General features: G+C 37.2%; 16 protein-coding genes. 4 read left to right on the top strand and 12 right to left on the bottom strand.

The features are described from left to right. Nucleotides 1-231 precede the first annotated feature (231 nt). Nucleotides 232-744 (top strand): GNAT family N-acetyltransferase, encoded by a 513-nt coding sequence (locus CD31_RS15665; protein ID WP_016994060.1) that lies wholly within the window; start codon nt 232-234, stop codon nt 742-744. Between the two features lie 50 nt (nt 745-794). On the opposite strand, the gene CD31_RS15660 is transcribed toward CD31_RS15665, so the two are convergent. The 10 genes from CD31_RS15660 to CD31_RS15615 form a co-directional block, all read right to left on the bottom strand. Then, a complete protein-coding gene (locus CD31_RS15660) occupies nt 795-1,019 on the bottom strand; it encodes a hypothetical protein (protein WP_016994061.1) in 225 nt (74 codons plus the stop codon). Between the two features lie 244 nt (nt 1,020-1,263). Further along, nucleotides 1,264-1,602 carry a hypothetical protein gene (locus CD31_RS15655; RefSeq protein ID WP_016994063.1) on the bottom strand — a complete coding sequence of 113 codons (339 nt, stop codon included), beginning with the start codon at nt 1,600-1,602 and terminating at the stop codon, nt 1,264-1,266. 73 nt (nt 1,603-1,675) lie between these two features. Beyond that, on the bottom strand, nt 1,676-2,212 hold the full coding sequence (locus tag CD31_RS15650; RefSeq protein WP_036078943.1) for a TlpA family protein disulfide reductase: 537 nt from the start codon (nt 2,210-2,212) through the stop codon (nt 1,676-1,678). 117 nt (nt 2,213-2,329) lie between these two features. Continuing rightward, complete coding sequence (locus CD31_RS15645) at nt 2,330-3,523, bottom strand: MFS transporter (RefSeq protein ID WP_036078941.1); 1,194 nt, start codon at nt 3,521-3,523, stop codon at nt 2,330-2,332. Nucleotides 3,524-3,866: 343 nt separating this feature from the next. Further along, nucleotides 3,867-4,469, bottom strand: a complete 603-nt coding sequence (locus tag CD31_RS15640; RefSeq protein WP_036078939.1) for a histidine phosphatase family protein — start codon at nt 4,467-4,469, stop codon at nt 3,867-3,869. A gap of 19 nt (nt 4,470-4,488) precedes the next feature. After that, nucleotides 4,489-4,827 carry a hypothetical protein gene (locus CD31_RS15635; protein WP_016994068.1) on the bottom strand — a complete coding sequence of 113 codons (339 nt, stop codon included), beginning with the start codon at nt 4,825-4,827 and terminating at the stop codon, nt 4,489-4,491. A gap of 215 nt (nt 4,828-5,042) precedes the next feature. Beyond that, entirely contained in the window at nt 5,043-6,728 is a 1,686-nt protein-coding gene (locus CD31_RS15630) for a methyl-accepting chemotaxis protein (protein ID WP_036078937.1), read from the bottom strand. 648 nt (nt 6,729-7,376) lie between these two features. Continuing rightward, the gene (locus tag CD31_RS15625; RefSeq protein ID WP_036078935.1) at nt 7,377-10,169 is read right to left on the bottom strand and encodes an ATP-binding protein; all 2,793 of its coding nucleotides are present in this window, start codon (nt 10,167-10,169) and stop codon (nt 7,377-7,379) included. Beyond that, a complete protein-coding gene (locus tag CD31_RS15620; RefSeq protein ID WP_036078932.1) occupies nt 10,162-10,524 on the bottom strand; it encodes a response regulator transcription factor in 363 nt (120 codons plus the stop codon). Before CD31_RS15620 ends, CD31_RS15625 begins: the two co-directional genes overlap by 8 nt. Before the next feature lie 23 nt (nt 10,525-10,547). Further along, nucleotides 10,548-12,179 (bottom strand): diguanylate cyclase, encoded by a 1,632-nt coding sequence (locus CD31_RS15615; RefSeq protein WP_036078930.1) that lies wholly within the window; start codon nt 12,177-12,179, stop codon nt 10,548-10,550. A gap of 242 nt (nt 12,180-12,421) precedes the next feature. Here CD31_RS15615 and CD31_RS15610 point away from each other — a divergent pair, with 242 nt between their 5' ends. After that, a complete protein-coding gene (locus CD31_RS15610) occupies nt 12,422-12,901 on the top strand; it encodes a DUF6530 family protein (protein ID WP_016994140.1) in 480 nt (159 codons plus the stop codon). A 20-nt stretch (nt 12,902-12,921) separates the two neighbouring features. Beyond that, nucleotides 12,922-14,298: an MATE family efflux transporter gene (locus tag CD31_RS15605; RefSeq protein WP_036078928.1), complete on the top strand. Its 1,377-nt coding sequence runs from the start codon at nt 12,922-12,924 to the stop codon at nt 14,296-14,298. Between the two features lie 275 nt (nt 14,299-14,573). Here CD31_RS15605 and CD31_RS15600 read toward each other — a convergent pair whose 3' ends face one another. Then, nucleotides 14,574-15,368, bottom strand: coding sequence for a PhzF family phenazine biosynthesis protein (locus CD31_RS15600; RefSeq protein ID WP_036079347.1), 795 nt, complete (start codon nt 15,366-15,368; stop codon nt 14,574-14,576). Between the two features lie 155 nt (nt 15,369-15,523). Between CD31_RS15600 and CD31_RS15595 the strand changes: the two genes are divergently transcribed. Beyond that, complete coding sequence (locus CD31_RS15595) at nt 15,524-16,681, top strand: Ger(x)C family spore germination protein (protein ID WP_036078926.1); 1,158 nt, start codon at nt 15,524-15,526, stop codon at nt 16,679-16,681. Nucleotides 16,682-16,713: 32 nt separating this feature from the next. Here the strand turns inward: CD31_RS15595 and CD31_RS15590 are convergent, their stop codons facing one another. Further along, complete coding sequence (locus tag CD31_RS15590; protein WP_016994143.1) at nt 16,714-17,238, bottom strand: GNAT family N-acetyltransferase; 525 nt, start codon at nt 17,236-17,238, stop codon at nt 16,714-16,716. Nucleotides 17,239-17,259: the final 21 nt, after the last annotated feature.

Here is a 17,259-nt window from a genome sequence, read left to right as displayed (position 1 = left end):
AAATCAGTATTCATGTCTGTCCTGATCCAACACTCTTTTACAAAATACACCTATTCACTTTTGCCTATTTCACCTCCTAGGTCACGATCCAATGATGAATAACATCTGTTCTATGAACGCAACCATTGTACTAATCGCACATCTACACCTCCTGAACAATTAAAAACAGGTGAAATTAGCGCTAGACTACAGGTATAATAAAATAAAAAAGTAAACTAGATTGGAGATACCATGAACATTCGATTAGAAAAATTAACAAGGGATGATTTTGAAAACTTATTTGCTTTTGAGGTTAAAAATAGGGCGTATTTTGAAAAAACAGTACCAAGTCGAGGGGATGACTATTACCAATTACCAAATTTCATAAGAAAAAACGACATGCTATTAGAGGAACAAGCACAGCAGCTATCCTTTTTCTATCTAATAAAAAATGAGCTTGAAGAAATTATAGGCAGAATCAATGTAATTGATATTGATAAGGATCAACGATTAGGTCATATCGGTTATCGAGTGGGAGAAGAATATAGTGGAAAAGGGGTTGCCCATACAGCCTTACAATTAGTCTTAGACCTTATGCGCCAGCAAGGCATGCTCATCATTGAGGCACAAACAACGACGAACAATAGAGCCTCTCAAAAAGTATTAGAAAAAAACGGCTTTAAACAATTGGATAGAAGCGGAGAATCATTTGAAATGAATGGTCAAAACTTCACTTTTACTTATTATCGGTGGATTAATTCCTAGAATGATCTGACAAACCGTATTGTCAGATCATCCAATTTAAAAGCATGTGTCTAGTCTAATGAAACACCTTTAATCGCTGTTTTCAATTCCTCTAAGCTCTTAATCATTTGCAGTAAAGAATGATATTCAGCTGCATTCAAGTGGTCACCATGCATTGTTATGTATCTTTTGATACTACTTTCCATCGTTTGAATTTCTAGCATAGCTTTTGATTGAACGTCAGGTGCTTGCTGTCTACTCTTCTCTGTATTTTGTTGGTTTCGATTTTGGGGCACTGCGGTTTGATAACTCCTTTAACATATCGTATACCTCCATAGATATACATATTTTGCATGACAAATTACTAATAATGAAAGGTAATTCTAGTATAATAGATATCCTTTCATTCCTTTCTCATTGTAAAAATACAATTATTGAAGCCTACTTTATAATATAGCACGCTACAAATTCTATACAACGCAAAAAAATCAAAATGAGCACCTAGCCATCTTGATTTTTGCATGTGAAAGCCAATAACTTTCACACCTTTTGTGGTGGAATAATGCCTGTTACAAGTAAAATAAAGAATACCAATCCAATAAGGAAAAATAATAGTGACGCTATAAATACGGGGCCAAGTTTAACCTTGAACCGTTCCCGCTCATGAATGATCCCTGTTTGTGCACTCACTTGGGATGTATAAAACCTTGACATGGCACCACCGCTACTCGAAAAGTAAAACGTTCCTAAGGTAAAGGCAACGCCCGTGAAAAACATCACTTCGATAAATCGCACAGAGAACATTTTGGCAACCCAATACGTCAACGATATTTCTACAATCCATGCAATGATGATAATAAGAATGTGTTTCCGTGGCATTCAAAGAGCCCCCTTCCCTTTTTCTTTAACTTCTTCTACGCAACTTTTTAGAAGAAGTTTCATTTTTCTGTTCTTAGAGCTCATCAATCAACTGTGTTAATTGTTGTTGAGTGAGTTCACCTTTCACGCTGTGCTGTAATTTCCCTTCTTCATCAAAGATAAAGGTACTAGGATAATTCATCACTTCAAACGTTTTCTGTAGTACTCCCTCTTCGTCTAGGAAGATAGGAAACGATAAATCATAGGTGTCTTTAAATGCTACCGCCTTCTTATAGCTATCATAGGCTGTGGCATTAATGGCTAGTAGCTCGACATCCTTTGATTTTTGTTGATAGAATGCCTCTAGTTCAGGTGCTTCCTGTTGACAAGGTCCACACCAGGACGCCCAAAAATTCACTACTACTATTTTGCCCTTATAAGCTTCAAACGTTGTGGAGGATTGATCTAGCTTAGTTAAAGCAGTTTCATAATTAATTTGTTTTGTGCCATCCTCCAAAACAGTCATAGCGGGTGTAAGAGTTGCTTGAAAAAAAACATTTTTTAATGCCACACCAATAAAAATTGCGATAATAAGTGCTGAGATAATAAAACTTATTTTTTTACGATTCATACTACTTCTCCTTTTAAAATATACAAATATTTGTATATTTTACCATACTATCAACTAACAGGATATAAACTTTTCCTAAAAAATAGCCCCTACTCTGAAAGTAAGGGCTACTCTTTCTTACGTGAAAGATGTTTTATTTTTATAGGCAATCACACTTACGAGAAGTAGCAAACTAGCTGAAAGGAAAAAAACAACTCGTATCCCATACCATTCTGACAACATGCCCATCATGAAAGATGAAAGGCCGAATACCCCTGTCACAATGACATTCAACGATGTATAGACCGTTGGTAATTTCTCCTTTGAGACACTTGTTTGAATGATGGTTTGCTGTGGAATGTTTTTTAATTGCCCACATAAGCCAATCAGTAAAGAACAGAGTAACGCCATAAATGGTGTGATACTCACCGCAAAGCATAATGTAAAAATAGCGGATAGCAGCGCACCTCCACTTATGAACATAGCCTTTTTACGCTCAATAAATTTGGTCCATTTTAAACAAATCATACTGCCTATGATCATGCCAATAAAAAAAATGCCGTTGAGATAACCCCACCATTGAGAAGAAGCCTGCAATGCTTCTTCTACAAAGACTAGTAAAATCGCTGCGACCCACACTGCTCCTGCCATCGATTCCAGTAAATCCATACGTGCAGCTACTTTTAGTACAGGCGTTTGATGGATGGATTGCCACCCTTCCATAATTAACGGCCATTTCTTTGTTTGTGGACGTTCCATACGTGCCACATCTGGTAGAAGCTTTAAAAGCAAGGTTGCGATGAAAAAAAGGACGACAACCCCCCATATAAGCTGTGATGGAGTAAAGAGAAGAAGCAAGGAACTGCCAACAAACCAAGAACCCACCTGAATGGATTGGATAACCGTTTCTGCAATGCTATTTGCTCGTAATAAATCCCTTTCTTCCACATAATGAGGCAGCAAGGATTGACGAATAGGATTGGCACAGCCATCCAAGAACGCAACCATCGCAATCAATAAAAACACAAGGACAATCATCGGCTGGTCACCTACCCATTGTACATACAAGGCGAGGCCCAAAAGGACAGCGGTTTTAACGCCCTGAGAAATAGTTAGCAATTGATTCAATGAGATTTTCGCCGTAATAAGAGGTGTTAGCAGACTGGAAATCAACATACAAGTAGTAATAATAAACGGTACGAAGGAAGTAGCAATCGCCGAGTTGGTTAAACGATAAATTATACTAATCACGCTTACAATATAGAGAATATCGCCAATATCCGCTAAAGATTGACCTGTTAATAAAAGTGAAAAAGATCGGTTTTTAAACACGTTTTATCCCCCAAAATTAAGATTTTATTTTTTCTTGGGAGATTTTTAAATTGGACGAGCCTGCATGTCTGAACTCCTTTTTACGCCTAGTTGAAAAAAACAATGGGGGATTTCATTTTTTCCATTTCTATGCGTGATTTTGATCGCCTTGCTATTAATTTCAAGAAAATTCTAAAATATTACTCTTATTTTAGCATTACAACAGCTTTGTTGCCAGCACACAAAAAGACCAGGTATCCTCAAAAAATTTGAGCCCTGGTCTTTTTGTGAAAAGTGAAACCTACTAGTTTGCTTTAGTGTTTTGTATTCTACTAGTACAGTAGTCGTGCCAGCTTGGCAAAGGTTACACATTTTTGAAGAAAATTTCGCAAAACATATTTTCCTCATTTAATCTTTGAACCGTATTAAGTTGTACGCCTTCAAAAATGCATTGATAGATATCCGGTTTAGATGTATTTTTCCAAAAATCATAGCCATAACGGGTATCGAAATAATGTAAGATGATTGCCATAATATTACCATGTGTACCGATGACAATTGTTTGACCTGCATATTTCTCTAATAGATGAATGATTTCTGGCATGGCTCGATTTAGGACATTCCTGCTCGATTCTCCACCCTCCAAACAGTAATCGAGGTCTTGAAATGATTTTTTTATCGCTTCATCTATTTCTTCGGCAGGAAGTTGATAAGCTCCCTTTAACTGTTTTTCTCTTAAACTTTCAATTATGCGTATCTCCAGCTTGTGATCATCAGCCAATCCTTGGATTGTTTGAATAGCTCGTGTATAAGGACTTGAAACAATCACATCTATGTTAAATGAATGGAGCACTGTCGTTATTGCACTCGCATCTTCCTTACCCTTTTTAGATATGCCTCTTGTCCGTTCCTTTCCAAAGAGTAATGGTGATTCTGCATGTCGAATCATTAAAACGGTTGTTTCCATTGCTATCCCCCTTGCCTTATTACTTATCTGCATATCTCCTCGCAAAAGTGGAAGGCTTATAGAATACCTTGTATGTATCGGCAAGCTCTGCTCTCACCCGTTCTGTTAGCTGCATTCCTTGCTGATTAAATCGGTCTTCTAATTCAACGCCATGCGGAAAAATGCCATCATTCTTCCAATCAATCCATTCTCCATATTGTCGAATCCATATTTCTAATTCGTGTTTTAATGGAGCTGATAGTGGGACATCCTCTATATTTAAATTACAAAAACAACGATGACACCAAATTGGGTCTGCCCCTATATCCCCTTCTACTCTTAGCTGATCGGTCATTTGTGATGGACATGCACATTCCATGTGTGAGTCGACTCCTTTAACTAAATCTGAACTTACAACAATACCAATAATACCCTTTTAAAAAGGATTTATCAAAACGAGTGAATTATAAAATCCACGTCATACAAGAGGGGAAACAGTGTATTGGATTGATCTAAGCCATGAGATGCGCAATAAAAAATTGTATCCAACACTTAAACCAGGACTCACCCTTTTGATGAGACCTGGTTTTATGCTTAGTTAAGCTTAAACTGTCCTACCTGACTATTTAATTCTTCCGCCATTTTTGCAAGCTGATTGGAGCTATTCGAAATTTCCTCCATCGCACTCGAAGTTTGCTGCATTGTTGCGGAGGTTTCTTCCACCCCTGCTGCAGATTCCTGAGATATCGCAGCAATTTCTTCGATGGCTTCATCAATTCTTACAGAGTTTTCTACTAGCTGATTTAAATTTTGAGAGACACTTGTAATGTTTGTGGCCATCTCTCTAACAGCCTGATCAATCTCGATAAATGTTTGATTCGTTAAAGAGATTTGTTCTGTCCCTTGCTGTACCTCTTCATAGCTACGCTTTAAAGAATTTGTGACATCATTGGTTTCCTCTACAATTTGCCCAACGATGAGTTCAATATCGATAACAGACAATGACACCTGCTCTGCCAATTTACGAACTTCTTCTGCCACCACGGCGAAGCCCTGACCTTGCACGCCTGCCCTTGCCGCCTCAATCGCTGCATTGAGTGCCAATAAATTCGTTTGTTTGGCAATATCATTTATAACAACGACTAGCTTGGAAATATCCTGAGATTTATGATTTAATCCCTCTACCTTATCTACTGCATCATGGACGATGGCATCAATCTTTGTCATTTGATTAGTAGACGCTTCAATTAAATGTTGACCTGAATTCGTGAGAGAAAGTACATGATTGGAATTACTCTGTACGTGTTCACCATTTTGACTTGCCTCATTCATTCGAATGACAAAATCACTCATTAGATTGGATAGGTCACTCGTATTATTTGCCTGTGATTCTGTGCCCTCCGCAATATCATTCATTGTCAGTGCTACCTGCTCGGTTCCTGACTTTATTTCGATGGAAGATTGTAGAAGTTGTTCACTGTGTGCAGCCACCTCATTGGACACATCTTGAATTCGCTGAAGCATGTCCTTCATTTTTCCATTCATCATATTGGTGGAAACACTTAATTCTCCTATTTCATCTTTGGCCTTAATGGTTAGCATCTCATGGCTTAAATCACCCTCCGCAATCAGCTTCACTCGTTCAGAAATTTGCTGAACAGGTCTAGAAATTGACAATGCAGAAGTGAGACCCGCTCCAATTGCTAATAATACAACGATACCAAATGCCACCATACTAATTGTATTGAGACGGTCAATATTCGCTATTAATGTTTGTCCAGCCTGGCGAATTGACTCCTCACGTGAGCTTGCCAGCGCTTCAAAGCCTTCACGCACTGCCTTAATTTCATCCTCTTTACTAATTAGGTTTTTAACGGCTAATTCGGGATTACCTCCTTCATAGATTGGAAAGACATTTTCCTCCACATATTGACGCCATGCCTTTGCTCTTGCCGCCACTACCTCCAGTTCTGGTGATTCAATTATTTGACGAGCTTTTTCCTCGTTTGCTAAAGACAATTTTGTATATTCTTCATATGTATCTTTGTATACTTTTTCGCCTGTTAATACATACCCTCTGGCAGCACCAATCCTCACCGAAATGGAGTTGGCTAAGTGCTGATCGACGATGGACAATTCCAGCTCACGATGCACCATATCTTCAATCTCTTTATTCATTTTGATATTTGAATAAATGATATAACCACTTTGTATCATAATCCCTATTAGAATGATGAAAAATCCAAATAAGATTTTTGTTCGCAATGATTTGAACTTCATAACGATCCCCCTCTTTTATTCAATAATAAACCTTTAAATGAAAATTTTTACACTATTTAATCTAGTAATACTTTCCCTCTGCGTAATCAAGGGAATAGGCCTTCATTGCTACCATGGATCAGTTAGCGTTCTTATTATTTTTACTTTTTATTGATGATATTTTTACTTTTCCACAAAAAATCACTATTATAACCTTTAATATTCATAATTATTTCACCACCATCCTTAATAAATAGGCACATCCACATAATTTCTAGGAAATTAGAAATAAACATGCAGTATTTTTGTAAGGATTATTTTACTTCAATTTTCCTAAATTGGAAAGGGTTTAAATTAAATTTTTTAATAGATGAATTTTTATACATTAATTTAATTAACACTGCAATACTAAAAAACCAGGTACTGTTGAACAATACCTAGTTTAATAGAGAATTTTTATTCTATTTTGTTGGCAGAAAAGGTAGCCGTTTAAAGATTTTTTATGAGACTTATATTATAGAAGCAGCGACATGCTACTATGAAAACTATCACTTTTTTACTCTATACTACTATAGTATCTAGGAAAATATTTTACAGGCTAAATGATGTAAGCTTTATTATGAGCTGTTCATCATTACGCTACTGAACTCATAAAGCTATCCTATCATATTATTTCACAAACAGTTTAGATATTTCTTCAGGTGGATATGGCTTGGTTAAGTATTTTTTAATTTGAAATTGGTCCACCATTTCTTTTACCTCATCTAATGCTGAAGATATAATAATTGGCAACTCTTTTGTTTGCTCTCTTTTCCTTAGTTCACGGACTAAATCCCAGCCGCTCATTTCTTCGCCAAGCATTATGTCAATCACCATACCAAGTAAAGGCGTATTGAGTGTATCTTCAAAAGCTTTTTTTGGGTCATGATGATGAATTACGGTAAAGCCCTTGCTTTTTAGCTCTTCTGACAACAGTAAAGCTAAGCTTAAGTCATCCTCGACAATCATAATGTTTAAGCCACTGCTATCCTCCATTACATCCTCTTCATCGAAGGTGATACTGTTATTTGCAAGTGGTAAAGTAAAGTACACAGTAGTACCTTGTCCTTCTTCGGATTCTATCCATATTTCGCCTTCATGCTTTAAGATGATTTCTCTACAAATGGAGAGACCCAGTCCAGTCCCTCCTATTTTACGTCTAAGACTATTATCGATTCGTTTGAATTTTTGGAACAACTGAGCAATATCCTGTTTAGGAATACCAATGCCCTCATCTTTTATACTCACTTGAATTCTATTATTTATGTTTTCTAACAAAATCTCCACATCTCCCCCTTGTGGAGAAAATTTGATAGCATTCCCTATTAAATTAATAAATAATTGAACGAGTCTATCTTGATCTGCATTGACATAGACCTCTCTTGCCTTATCAATTAGATGGACATTATGCTTTTGCTCATGTCGGAATCGATTGACAATTTCAAAGGCTATTTCATTTAATTGTAGTGTCTCCATGTTATATTGCTGCTTGCCTGACTCCATTCGCTGTAAATCCAAAAAGTCATTTATAAGATTGGTTAGGCGTACCGCTTCTCTATGAATTGTATCGATATATTTAATTTGTCGTTCGGGTTTTATCGTTTTCGTTAACAGCAGCTCTGTAAAGCCAAGTACGCTCGATAATGGCGTTCGCAGCTCATGACTTACCGTACTCACTAATTCGGATTTCATTTGATCTACTTCATATTCTCTAGTGATATCACGATGTACAAAAATTGTACCTACCTTTTCCTGACCATCAAAAAGACAAGTTGCATACACCTCAACAAAGATTTCATGTTCAATCGTCATACAATAGCGGTATTTTCGAGTATCCTGAAAGCTCTCCATAATAGATGCCTCTAAAAATTCAATTAATTCATCAGGTTGGGCACTACATTTTTTGAAGTGCTGGAGCCAATCCTTTTTAGGGATACTTGTTTCCGTTGTCAAGTTAAGGAAGCTGACAATGCCACATAGTGCTCTATTGATTAGAACGGTATCGCCTGTAATAGAAACTAACTGGATACCCTCGTTGACATTATCAATAATCGTTTGATTTAACGTCCTCGACTTTTCTACCTCTTCATACATAAGAATGCGTTCAAATGCGATGGACACACGATTTAATAGCCCGTTTAAACTATCTATTTCCCGCTCATTATGAGGATGTCCCTCTCGTGTCGCCATTAAAATAGCGACTAGCTCTCGTTTAGAATTAAACACGGAAGAATACAAGTCATAGGCATAATAAGACTCTTGTGCAATTCCCTTTTCTTTCGCTGTCAATTGACGTTTAATAACAAAGGATTTTTCCTGCTTTAATCGTGCCTGTTTATCCATGTCAAAATTCTCGACTAGGGCTGCAGCAGATTGGTGTGATAAACCTTTCGTCGCATACACATTGCCCTCCATCCAATAAAGCACACTCGTATCATATTGATAAATGTCGTTTAAATAATTATGGAGATTATCTATTAATTTCTGTTTATTTAATGTAAACGTCAGTACATGATTTAATTGATTATACTTTTCTAAATAATTTAATGAATTTTGTAATTGTAGTTGATTTTCTTGAAGCTCGTCCTGCTGCGCTAAAAGCTCCTCATTTTGTGTAGTCAGTACCTCTTCCTTATCCTGAATGGACAGTATCATTTTAAGAAATGAGTTTGCTAAAATGCCTAATTCATCTTCCTTTTGCACAAGATTACCTAAATCAATGGATTTCCCTGAAGCCAAAGCGTTTGTCGCAAGTGTTAATTGTTCAATTGGTCGAATCATATTATTCAGTACTCTTCGTAAAATGACGCCTACAAATAGTAAAATAAGAGCGCTTATCATTAACGAAATAAAAGTGAATAATTGCCCCTGCTCCACTGTCTTGCTAAAAATTTGGTTTAAGGAGTGGTCTGTTTTTTTCTTATAGGATTTTGTATAGGCAATGAATTTATTAACAAGGTCATTTGCTCCGCTATTCGAAAGCTCTCGCAAAGCCTCATAATCCCCCATTTTCGCAAAGCTGATCGCTTTTGGGAGTGTAACCGTTTTGTAATTATAGTGAAACTCAACTAGCTCATTATAGAGCCCTCGTTCTTCTTCCGTTAAATCGAGTTGCGAAAACTGCTGTAATAGGACCTCAAATTTCTCCAGGTTTTCATACAATAGCTTTAATTCCTGCTCATTCTGAAAGGCATAATAGCCTCTTGCCCGAAAAAATATGCCATTAAAATTTTCTTCCAATTCATCGACAAGCATTGATTTTTCATACATTTGCTCTCTCTTCTGCTGTAAGGCATTTTGACTTGCATTGACTACGACAAGAAAAGCAGCAATGATGATTAAAAAGCTAACAACAAGAAAAAGCAGCATTTTAAAGAATTGGCTGCGTATACTTTTATTCAGCAAGGGTGTCGACTTAATCATTTAAGATGTCCTCCACCAAATTCATTAGCTTAATGGGACTAAATGGTTTTGACATAAAGTAATCGGCCCCTAAATCAAATACCTTTTGACGATCACTTTCCTGTGATTTAGCTGTCAGCATGAGAATAGGCATCGACTTTTTAATCTCTTGTGGGAGAAGTTCAATCACCTCAATCCCTGTTAAATTCGGCATCATATAGTCGAGTATCATTAAATCGTAGGTGCTTTCCTTCAGTTTCTTAAGGGCTTCTTCGCCATCCTCTGCCTCATCAATATCAAACTCTAAATCTTCTAATGTTTCACGTATTAACATGCGTAATATTTCTTCATCATCTACTACTAAAATTCTAGCCATCTTGTCTTTTTCTCCCTTTCCCATTAAAGAAACATTTGATGAATTAAACGAATAATACGTTCCGATACTTCAGCTACATTAAATGGCTTCACAATATAATCGTCTGCCCCATTAATTAAAGCTTTCATGACGTATTCTTCCCCCACACGTGAAGTGAGCATGGAGACGATTACATCACTTGAAGCATGCTGCTCTCTTATCTTACTAAGCACCTCGATGCCGTCCATTTGCGGCAATATCCAATCTAATAAGATAATGTATTTGCATCCAGGGTCATACCAATTGGATTCCAGAAAACTAATGCCATCAGGGAAGGCCAATGTTTCAATCCTATAATCCTCATTTTCCTCCAAATGCTTAAAATGATTGGTAATCAGATCACGAATAATATACACATCATCGATGACAATGATCTTGATTTTCGCTTTTCTTTTTTCCACAGCAGCTACATGATCAAAGATGATCGTCTGATTTCTCCCTAATTGCTTGGCCGTATAAAGTGCTTGATCTGCCTCTTCTAGCATCTTTTTAGGATGTAAATTGGAAGAAGTGGCTTCCATGATTCCACTAGAAAATGTAACATGAAAATTTGTTCCATTTGCTGTAAATATCTTTTTCTCCATAGAGGTACGAAGTTTTTCAATAAAAATAAATGCCTCTTTATTTGTTGTACGAGGCATTAAAATTACGAATTCTTCTCCTCCATAGCGACAAGCAATTTCCTCATCTCCTTTTAGTTCCTTCACCAATGAAGCGAAACCCTTGAGCACCTCATCCCCCACTAAGTGACCATATGTATCATTTACTTTTTTAAAATAATCTAAATCGATAATCGCAATTGAAAAATGCTCTTTGTTTTGCTGATGGTATTTAATGAAAAGCTTCATTTGAGATTCCATAAATTTACGATTATAAATTTGGGTTAATTCATCAATGACGATGGCCTGCTCTAATTCTCTTTTATAGGCTAAGCGATTGGAAACATAAGCGATTAATAGCTCTTCATCGATTGGCTTCGCCATAAAATCCATAGCCCCCATCTCCAATGTACGAACGCGATTTTCTTTACAATCATTACTACTAATCACGGTCACAAACATGAGCTCTTTTTTCGTCTTTTTAATATTGTCTAAAATTGAAAAGCCACTAGAGTCAGGAAGCATGATATCTAAAAACACGATGGATGGTTGCAATTCATAAATTAACGCTAATCCTCGTTCGCCATTATGAGCTGCAATGACAGAGTAGCCCTTTTTCTCTAAAACATTTTTTAAATAGGAAATAAATACAACATCATCATCTATAATCAGAATAAAATCTTGTTTTGCTGGATTTTTAATGATGGTTGCAGGATGTTCCATATTTTGTGCCCTTGAATCATTTTCTTGATAAAAATGTACGCTTTCTATAAAAGGAGCAAGATACTTTTTCCATTCAGATTTGGTCCATTGCTTGTTACGATCTCCAGTCAAAAGCTCTAGCTTTTCACTAGCAATCGAAGTTAATTCATGTAAACCGATTGATCCAGCTGTGCCTTTTAACGTATGTAAAAATGAATAGAGCTCGTCTTCTCTAACAAAGTCACTATTATCCCATTTTTGTAAATTTTCACATATACGTGTATAAACCATTCGGTGATATTTAGCTGTTTCCATCCTCTTTCTCTCCAATCAATCATACTTCTATAAATTATAACTTACTATTTTGTAAAAACCATTGCAGAATTTGAACGTTTATTGTATTGAATTGGTTACGCCAAGCCCCTATTTAGTTGCTCCCAAAAGAAAAGGTTCCAACTTTCTGCTTTTCGATTGACTTATAGAAGCGTGAATGCTAAATTTACTAAAGCAGTAATTTACTAAATTACTAAATTTGAAATGATAAGGAGTACGGATCCATGAAAATTCCAACACATTTAAAACATAAACCTGTCATCGTGGCCGAAAATTATGCCAATATTGATGGGCGCACGGCTTATCAAACAGATGCACAAGGGCTTTCACTTGGTCTGGCCCAATGGAATGATCGAGGAAAGGTTGATATTTCTGCGAAGGTTTGGCGACATACAGGTGGCAAATGGTCTCGCCAATCAGAAGAACTTCCCCTCCATCGCGTGCTTGATCTCGCTATTTTAGTGTGTGAAACAGAGCTTTATTTTAAGGAGGCTTATCGTCATGAGCATTTATATGATGAAGAAAACCCTGTGATTAACCGTGTAGGCTTACAGGGAGATGCTATGACAGTGGAAGTTTGCACAGAAAATGAACAGATTAAAGAGGATATTCAGCTTTTTCAGCAAGCACTTAATAATGATGGTGAGCTCATTGGAGAACGCCTACGCACACTATCAAGAATCTTAAAAGAAATGGGTTATTAAAACTCAAGAGGAACTTAATTATGAACGAACAAATGTTACAGGATGATCAACAGCTACGCAAAGCTTTTTTTAATTTCTTAATTCCCGTGATGCTAGCGAATGTGCTGCAATCTGTCGGCCAAGTATTTGCTATGTTTATCGTCGGACGCAATTTAGGGGTCGATGCCCTAGCAGCCATTTCGGCATTTTTTCCCTTTTTCTTCTTTTTAATGGCCTTTGCGATTGGCATTGGCTCAGGAAGCTCTATTTTAGTCGGGCAAACATTTGGAGCTGGTAATCATGCGAAAATGAAAGAGGTTGTTGGCGTAACACTCGCCTTTACAACCATTTTATCCATTGCTGTCGCGATTTTTGGTGGCTTTTTCATTGAATGGATTTTACGCTTTATGCAAACACCTGCGAATATTTTAGATATGAGTATTAGTTATGCACAAATACTTTTCTTCACGTTACCGATTATGTTTTGGTATTTGGTGTATACAACCTTTATGCGTGGAGTCGGTGATTCCAAAACACCATTTCTATTTTTAGTAATAAGTGTCGTGTTAAATATTGCCTTCCTACCACCTTTAGTATTTGGATGGTTGGGGTTGCCTGCGTTTGGCTTAAATGGGGCTGCCTATGCTTCCGTGTTATCAAACCTGGTGACAATGATCCTATTGTTAGCCTATTTGCATAAAACAAAGCATTTACTACGTTTTGATAAAACAATTTTACAGCATTTTAAATTAAAAAAGGATATTTTAACATCCTTATTAAAGCTAGCCATTCCAGCCAGTATTAGCATGGTTGCCATTTCAGTGGCCGAAATTGCCGTTATTGGCTTTGTCAATGCCTATGGTTCAGATGCCACTGCCGCTTATGGCGTTGTCAATCAGGTGGCTAGTTATGCTCAAGTCCCAGCAATGAGTATTGCCATTGCCACATCTGTCTTTGTAGCACAGGCGTTAGGGGCCAATTCCACGGAGATGATTAAAAAAATTCGACAAATGGGTGTGCGCATTAATTATCTTCTAGGTGGGGCCATCATACTCATTATGTATCTGTTTGCAGAGCCTATTTTGGCTTTCTTTATTGATTCACATGAGACTGTGCTTATTGCCAAAAATTATTTATATATCGCCTTTTGGAGCTATTTAATTTTTGGGCACACACAAACTGTTTCTGCCACTATGCGTGCTACAGGTGTCGTATTATGGCCAACCATCTTCTTAGTCATTACAATTTGGGTTGTACAGGTGCCATTAGCGTTCCTATTATCTCACTATACATCTCTAGAATTAAATGGCGTTTGGTTAGCCTATCCAATCACTTTCTGCGTCCATTTCATTATGCAATATGCATACTTCAAGCTAGGCTGGCAAAAACGAACATTAAAAGCTATGCTAAGCGAATAAATCATCGAGGAGGGCATGCCATAGGTGCATGCCCTCCTTTTATTATGGCAACAAAATAACCAGGCACTCAAAATTGAGCCCTGGTCATTTTGTGAAAAGTGAATGTTACTACTTGCTTTAGTTCTTTTGTATTCTACTAATAGAGTAGTCGTTTAATATTGAAAAAGGTTACAATAAATTTTTAATTTTTTTCTCGCTTTTTCTAATGGTAGTAATTACCAAAATATAGAAAATGAACTATTTACTTTGAATACAAATCTCCTTCTAAACCGTATCTAGATGTTTAATTCCCCATTCAAAACTTGAACTGCTGCACCTGCAATCAATACCTTGTCGTGGTGAGGGGTCACATACATTACACCTCCACGTTTAGAAAGCTGCTTGCTGACAAGTTGCTGTTTGGATAATTTCTCACACCAATATGGACCTAGTGCACCATGACTTGAACCATTTACATGATCCTCGTCAATGCCTTGGGCTGGAGAAAAAAAGCGAGATACGATATCAATGCCTTCTTCCTTCGACTTGCTAGTTAGACATATTCCTCGAACAGGAAACTGCTTCATCGCAATAAAGTCAGGTTCAAAGTGTGCGATTTGGTCTTCATTGCCTACTTCCACGATATAATCTAATTCAGTTCTCCCTACAAAGACGGGCTTACATCCTAACCAGTCCTCCAATGCTGAAGGACATTCCATTTCAGCAATTGGATACGTTTTGATGGCGATTTCCACTCGTTCATGTTGCCACTTGGCATGTAAAGGACCACCTGCTGTATGAAATGTAATTGTATGCTCCTTTGGCACAATTCCTTGCTGCCAAAGCACAAAGGCACTAGCAAGGGTGCCGTGACCACAAATGGGTATTTCCATATGTGGCGTAAACCATTTCAGCGAAAAATCAACCTGTCTTTTTTCAATAAAGGCTGTTGTTGGGACAGGTATCTCCTGTGCAATTTTTTGCATGGTCTCCTCAGAAAATTTTTCATCTAATAGACATACTGCTGCAGGATTCCCTTTATACAGCTCATTCGTGAATGTATTAATTAGACAATATGAAACACGAGTCACAATCTCACCTCCTTGCCTCATCATATCTGAAAGTTGTCTCATTGGATATAATTTTCCAAATTTCATTTCCTCAGCTAGCACTTTATAAAAAAGCCATCTTTTGTCTAAGCTAACACTATAAAATACAACTGTAGAGCAATTCGAGTGGAGAAACCATGAAAACTTATTTCAAATTTTTATTGATCATCGGATTGACGACCTTACTCGCTGGATGCTGGGATATTACGGAGCCGCAAAGAATGTACTATATAAATGCAGTAGGTGTAGACTACCAAAACGACGAGTATATTGTCTATTTACAAGTGATTAATTTCGCCGATGTCGCGAAATCTATACAGCCTAGCGCAACGGTGGCGCCTGCTGAAGTGGGGCGTGCCACTGGAAAAACAATAGAAGAGGCGATTTACAAATTGTATCGCTCCTCGGATCAGGAAATCTTTTGGGGGCATATGCGGTTTATGGTCTTTTCGGAGCAAGCTATGGAGAATGAACACATTATTCCAGTCATTGATACATTCATACGCTTTCGCGATACAAGGTATCAAATCTGGGTATACTGTACAAAAAACCCAGTCGAAGAAGTACTGCTTGTCACACCTATTTTAAGGAATTCATTATCCTCATCAAAATTAAGTAACCCCATCAACCCAACAGAACAAGAAACATTTGTTGAACCAAAAGACTTAAGAGATGTTGTCATTGGTTTAAATGAGCCAAGTCATGAAGTAACAATTCCCTATGTGTCCATTAAAGAGGTTTGGCAAACTGATAAGGAGCAAATAAAGGAAACCTATTTTTCAGGGGTTGGTGTCCTGTCGAAAGATGGCTTTAAGGGGTTCGTGCAAGATACTGCGGCGCGCGGCAGTCAATGGATGCATAACTATACAAATCGTGGAGAGATTACCTTTCAATTAAACTCAGATGACCAGGACGAACTAACGGTCAGTATTGAAAAAATACATGTCGATGTGAATCCACATGTCAAACAAGAGGATGTAACATTTGAAGTTGAATTGAGAATTAATGCGACCATCAATGGTTTTAAAGGGAACGTCACCGAACAAGAGCTGAAAGAGCTTATTATTAAAGAAGTGAAAAAGGAAATTCTGGATACCTATAAAGAAGGCTTAAAATTAGATGTCGATATCTTTCGTTTGTCTGAATATCTCTATCGCGATAACGTCAAGGCTTGGAAAAAGTTTGAGAAAGATGGGAAAATTCCATTATCAGAGGATTCAATTAGTAAAATTGATGTGGAAGTAGCCAAAATCAATCCAGGTCGAAAAACATTTACAGAAACAATAAAAAAATGACCAGATGCCGACGTAGGTATCTGGTTAACATTTTATTTTATGAGTGAGTAAATATAAGTATCGTGTGGCACATTGTTTTGATGCATATATTTTTTTAATAGCCCTTCTTGGTCGAAGCCTATTTTTTGCAATAGTAGATTAGAAGCTTCATTTTCTTTAAATACAATGGCGCCAATCCGTACTAAATCCATCTCTTCAAAACCATAGGAAATGGCTCGTTTCACAGCTTCTTGAGCATAGCCCTTGCCCCAATATTCAGGAACAAGTGCGTAGCTGATTTCTGCTCTTCGATGCTCTATTGACCACTCTTGAAAGCCGATTGTACCAATAATTCCTTCTTGATCCTTTAATGCAATGCCCCATTTAATACCCCGTTTTAGAGCGAAATTGTTTGCGAAATTTTGAATGATTTGCTGCACTTGAACTAAGCTCGTTAAGGGTTGTTGTCCATAATGGCGCAAAACTTCAGGATTCGAAAAGCAATCAAGGAGAGCTTGTCCATCAGAACTCGTCAATTCTCTTAATTCTAATCGTTCAGTATGTAATATTGGAAACATCGTATACCTCTTATATCGTGG

Source organism: Lysinibacillus boronitolerans JCM 21713 = 10a = NBRC 103108, from assembly GCF_000772935.1.
Lineage (GTDB): Bacteria > Bacillota > Bacilli > Bacillales_A > Planococcaceae > Lysinibacillus > Lysinibacillus boronitolerans.
The sequence above is the reverse complement of the archived record's forward strand: the minus strand, read 5'-3'. Positions and strand labels throughout refer to the sequence as shown.

What these genes read in the sequence shown, in the direction of transcription:
- CD31_RS15665 (WP_016994060.1), top strand. Translation starts at nt 232, where the DNA reads ATGAACATTCGATTAGAAAAATTAACAAGGGATGATTTTGAAAACTTA.
- CD31_RS15655 (WP_016994063.1), bottom strand. Translation starts at nt 1,602, where the DNA reads ATGCCACGGAAACACATTCTTATTATCATCATTGCATGGATTGTAGAA.
- CD31_RS15650 (WP_036078943.1), bottom strand. Translation starts at nt 2,212, where the DNA reads ATGAATCGTAAAAAAATAAGTTTTATTATCTCAGCACTTATTATCGCA.
- CD31_RS15640 (WP_036078939.1), bottom strand. Translation starts at nt 4,469, where the DNA reads ATGGAAACAACCGTTTTAATGATTCGACATGCAGAATCACCATTACTC.
- CD31_RS15635 (WP_016994068.1), bottom strand. Translation starts at nt 4,827, where the DNA reads ATGGAATGTGCATGTCCATCACAAATGACCGATCAGCTAAGAGTAGAA.
- CD31_RS15630 (WP_036078937.1), bottom strand. Translation starts at nt 6,728, where the DNA reads ATGAAGTTCAAATCATTGCGAACAAAAATCTTATTTGGATTTTTCATC.
- CD31_RS15625 (WP_036078935.1), bottom strand. Translation starts at nt 10,169, where the DNA reads ATGATTAAGTCGACACCCTTGCTGAATAAAAGTATACGCAGCCAATTC.
- CD31_RS15620 (WP_036078932.1), bottom strand. Translation starts at nt 10,524, where the DNA reads ATGGCTAGAATTTTAGTAGTAGATGATGAAGAAATATTACGCATGTTA.
- CD31_RS15615 (WP_036078930.1), bottom strand. Translation starts at nt 12,179, where the DNA reads ATGGAAACAGCTAAATATCACCGAATGGTTTATACACGTATATGTGAA.
- CD31_RS15610 (WP_016994140.1), top strand. Translation starts at nt 12,422, where the DNA reads ATGAAAATTCCAACACATTTAAAACATAAACCTGTCATCGTGGCCGAA.
- CD31_RS15605 (WP_036078928.1), top strand. Translation starts at nt 12,922, where the DNA reads ATGAACGAACAAATGTTACAGGATGATCAACAGCTACGCAAAGCTTTT.
- CD31_RS15595 (WP_036078926.1), top strand. Translation starts at nt 15,524, where the DNA reads ATGAAAACTTATTTCAAATTTTTATTGATCATCGGATTGACGACCTTA.
- CD31_RS15590 (WP_016994143.1), bottom strand. Translation starts at nt 17,238, where the DNA reads ATGTTTCCAATATTACATACTGAACGATTAGAATTAAGAGAATTGACG.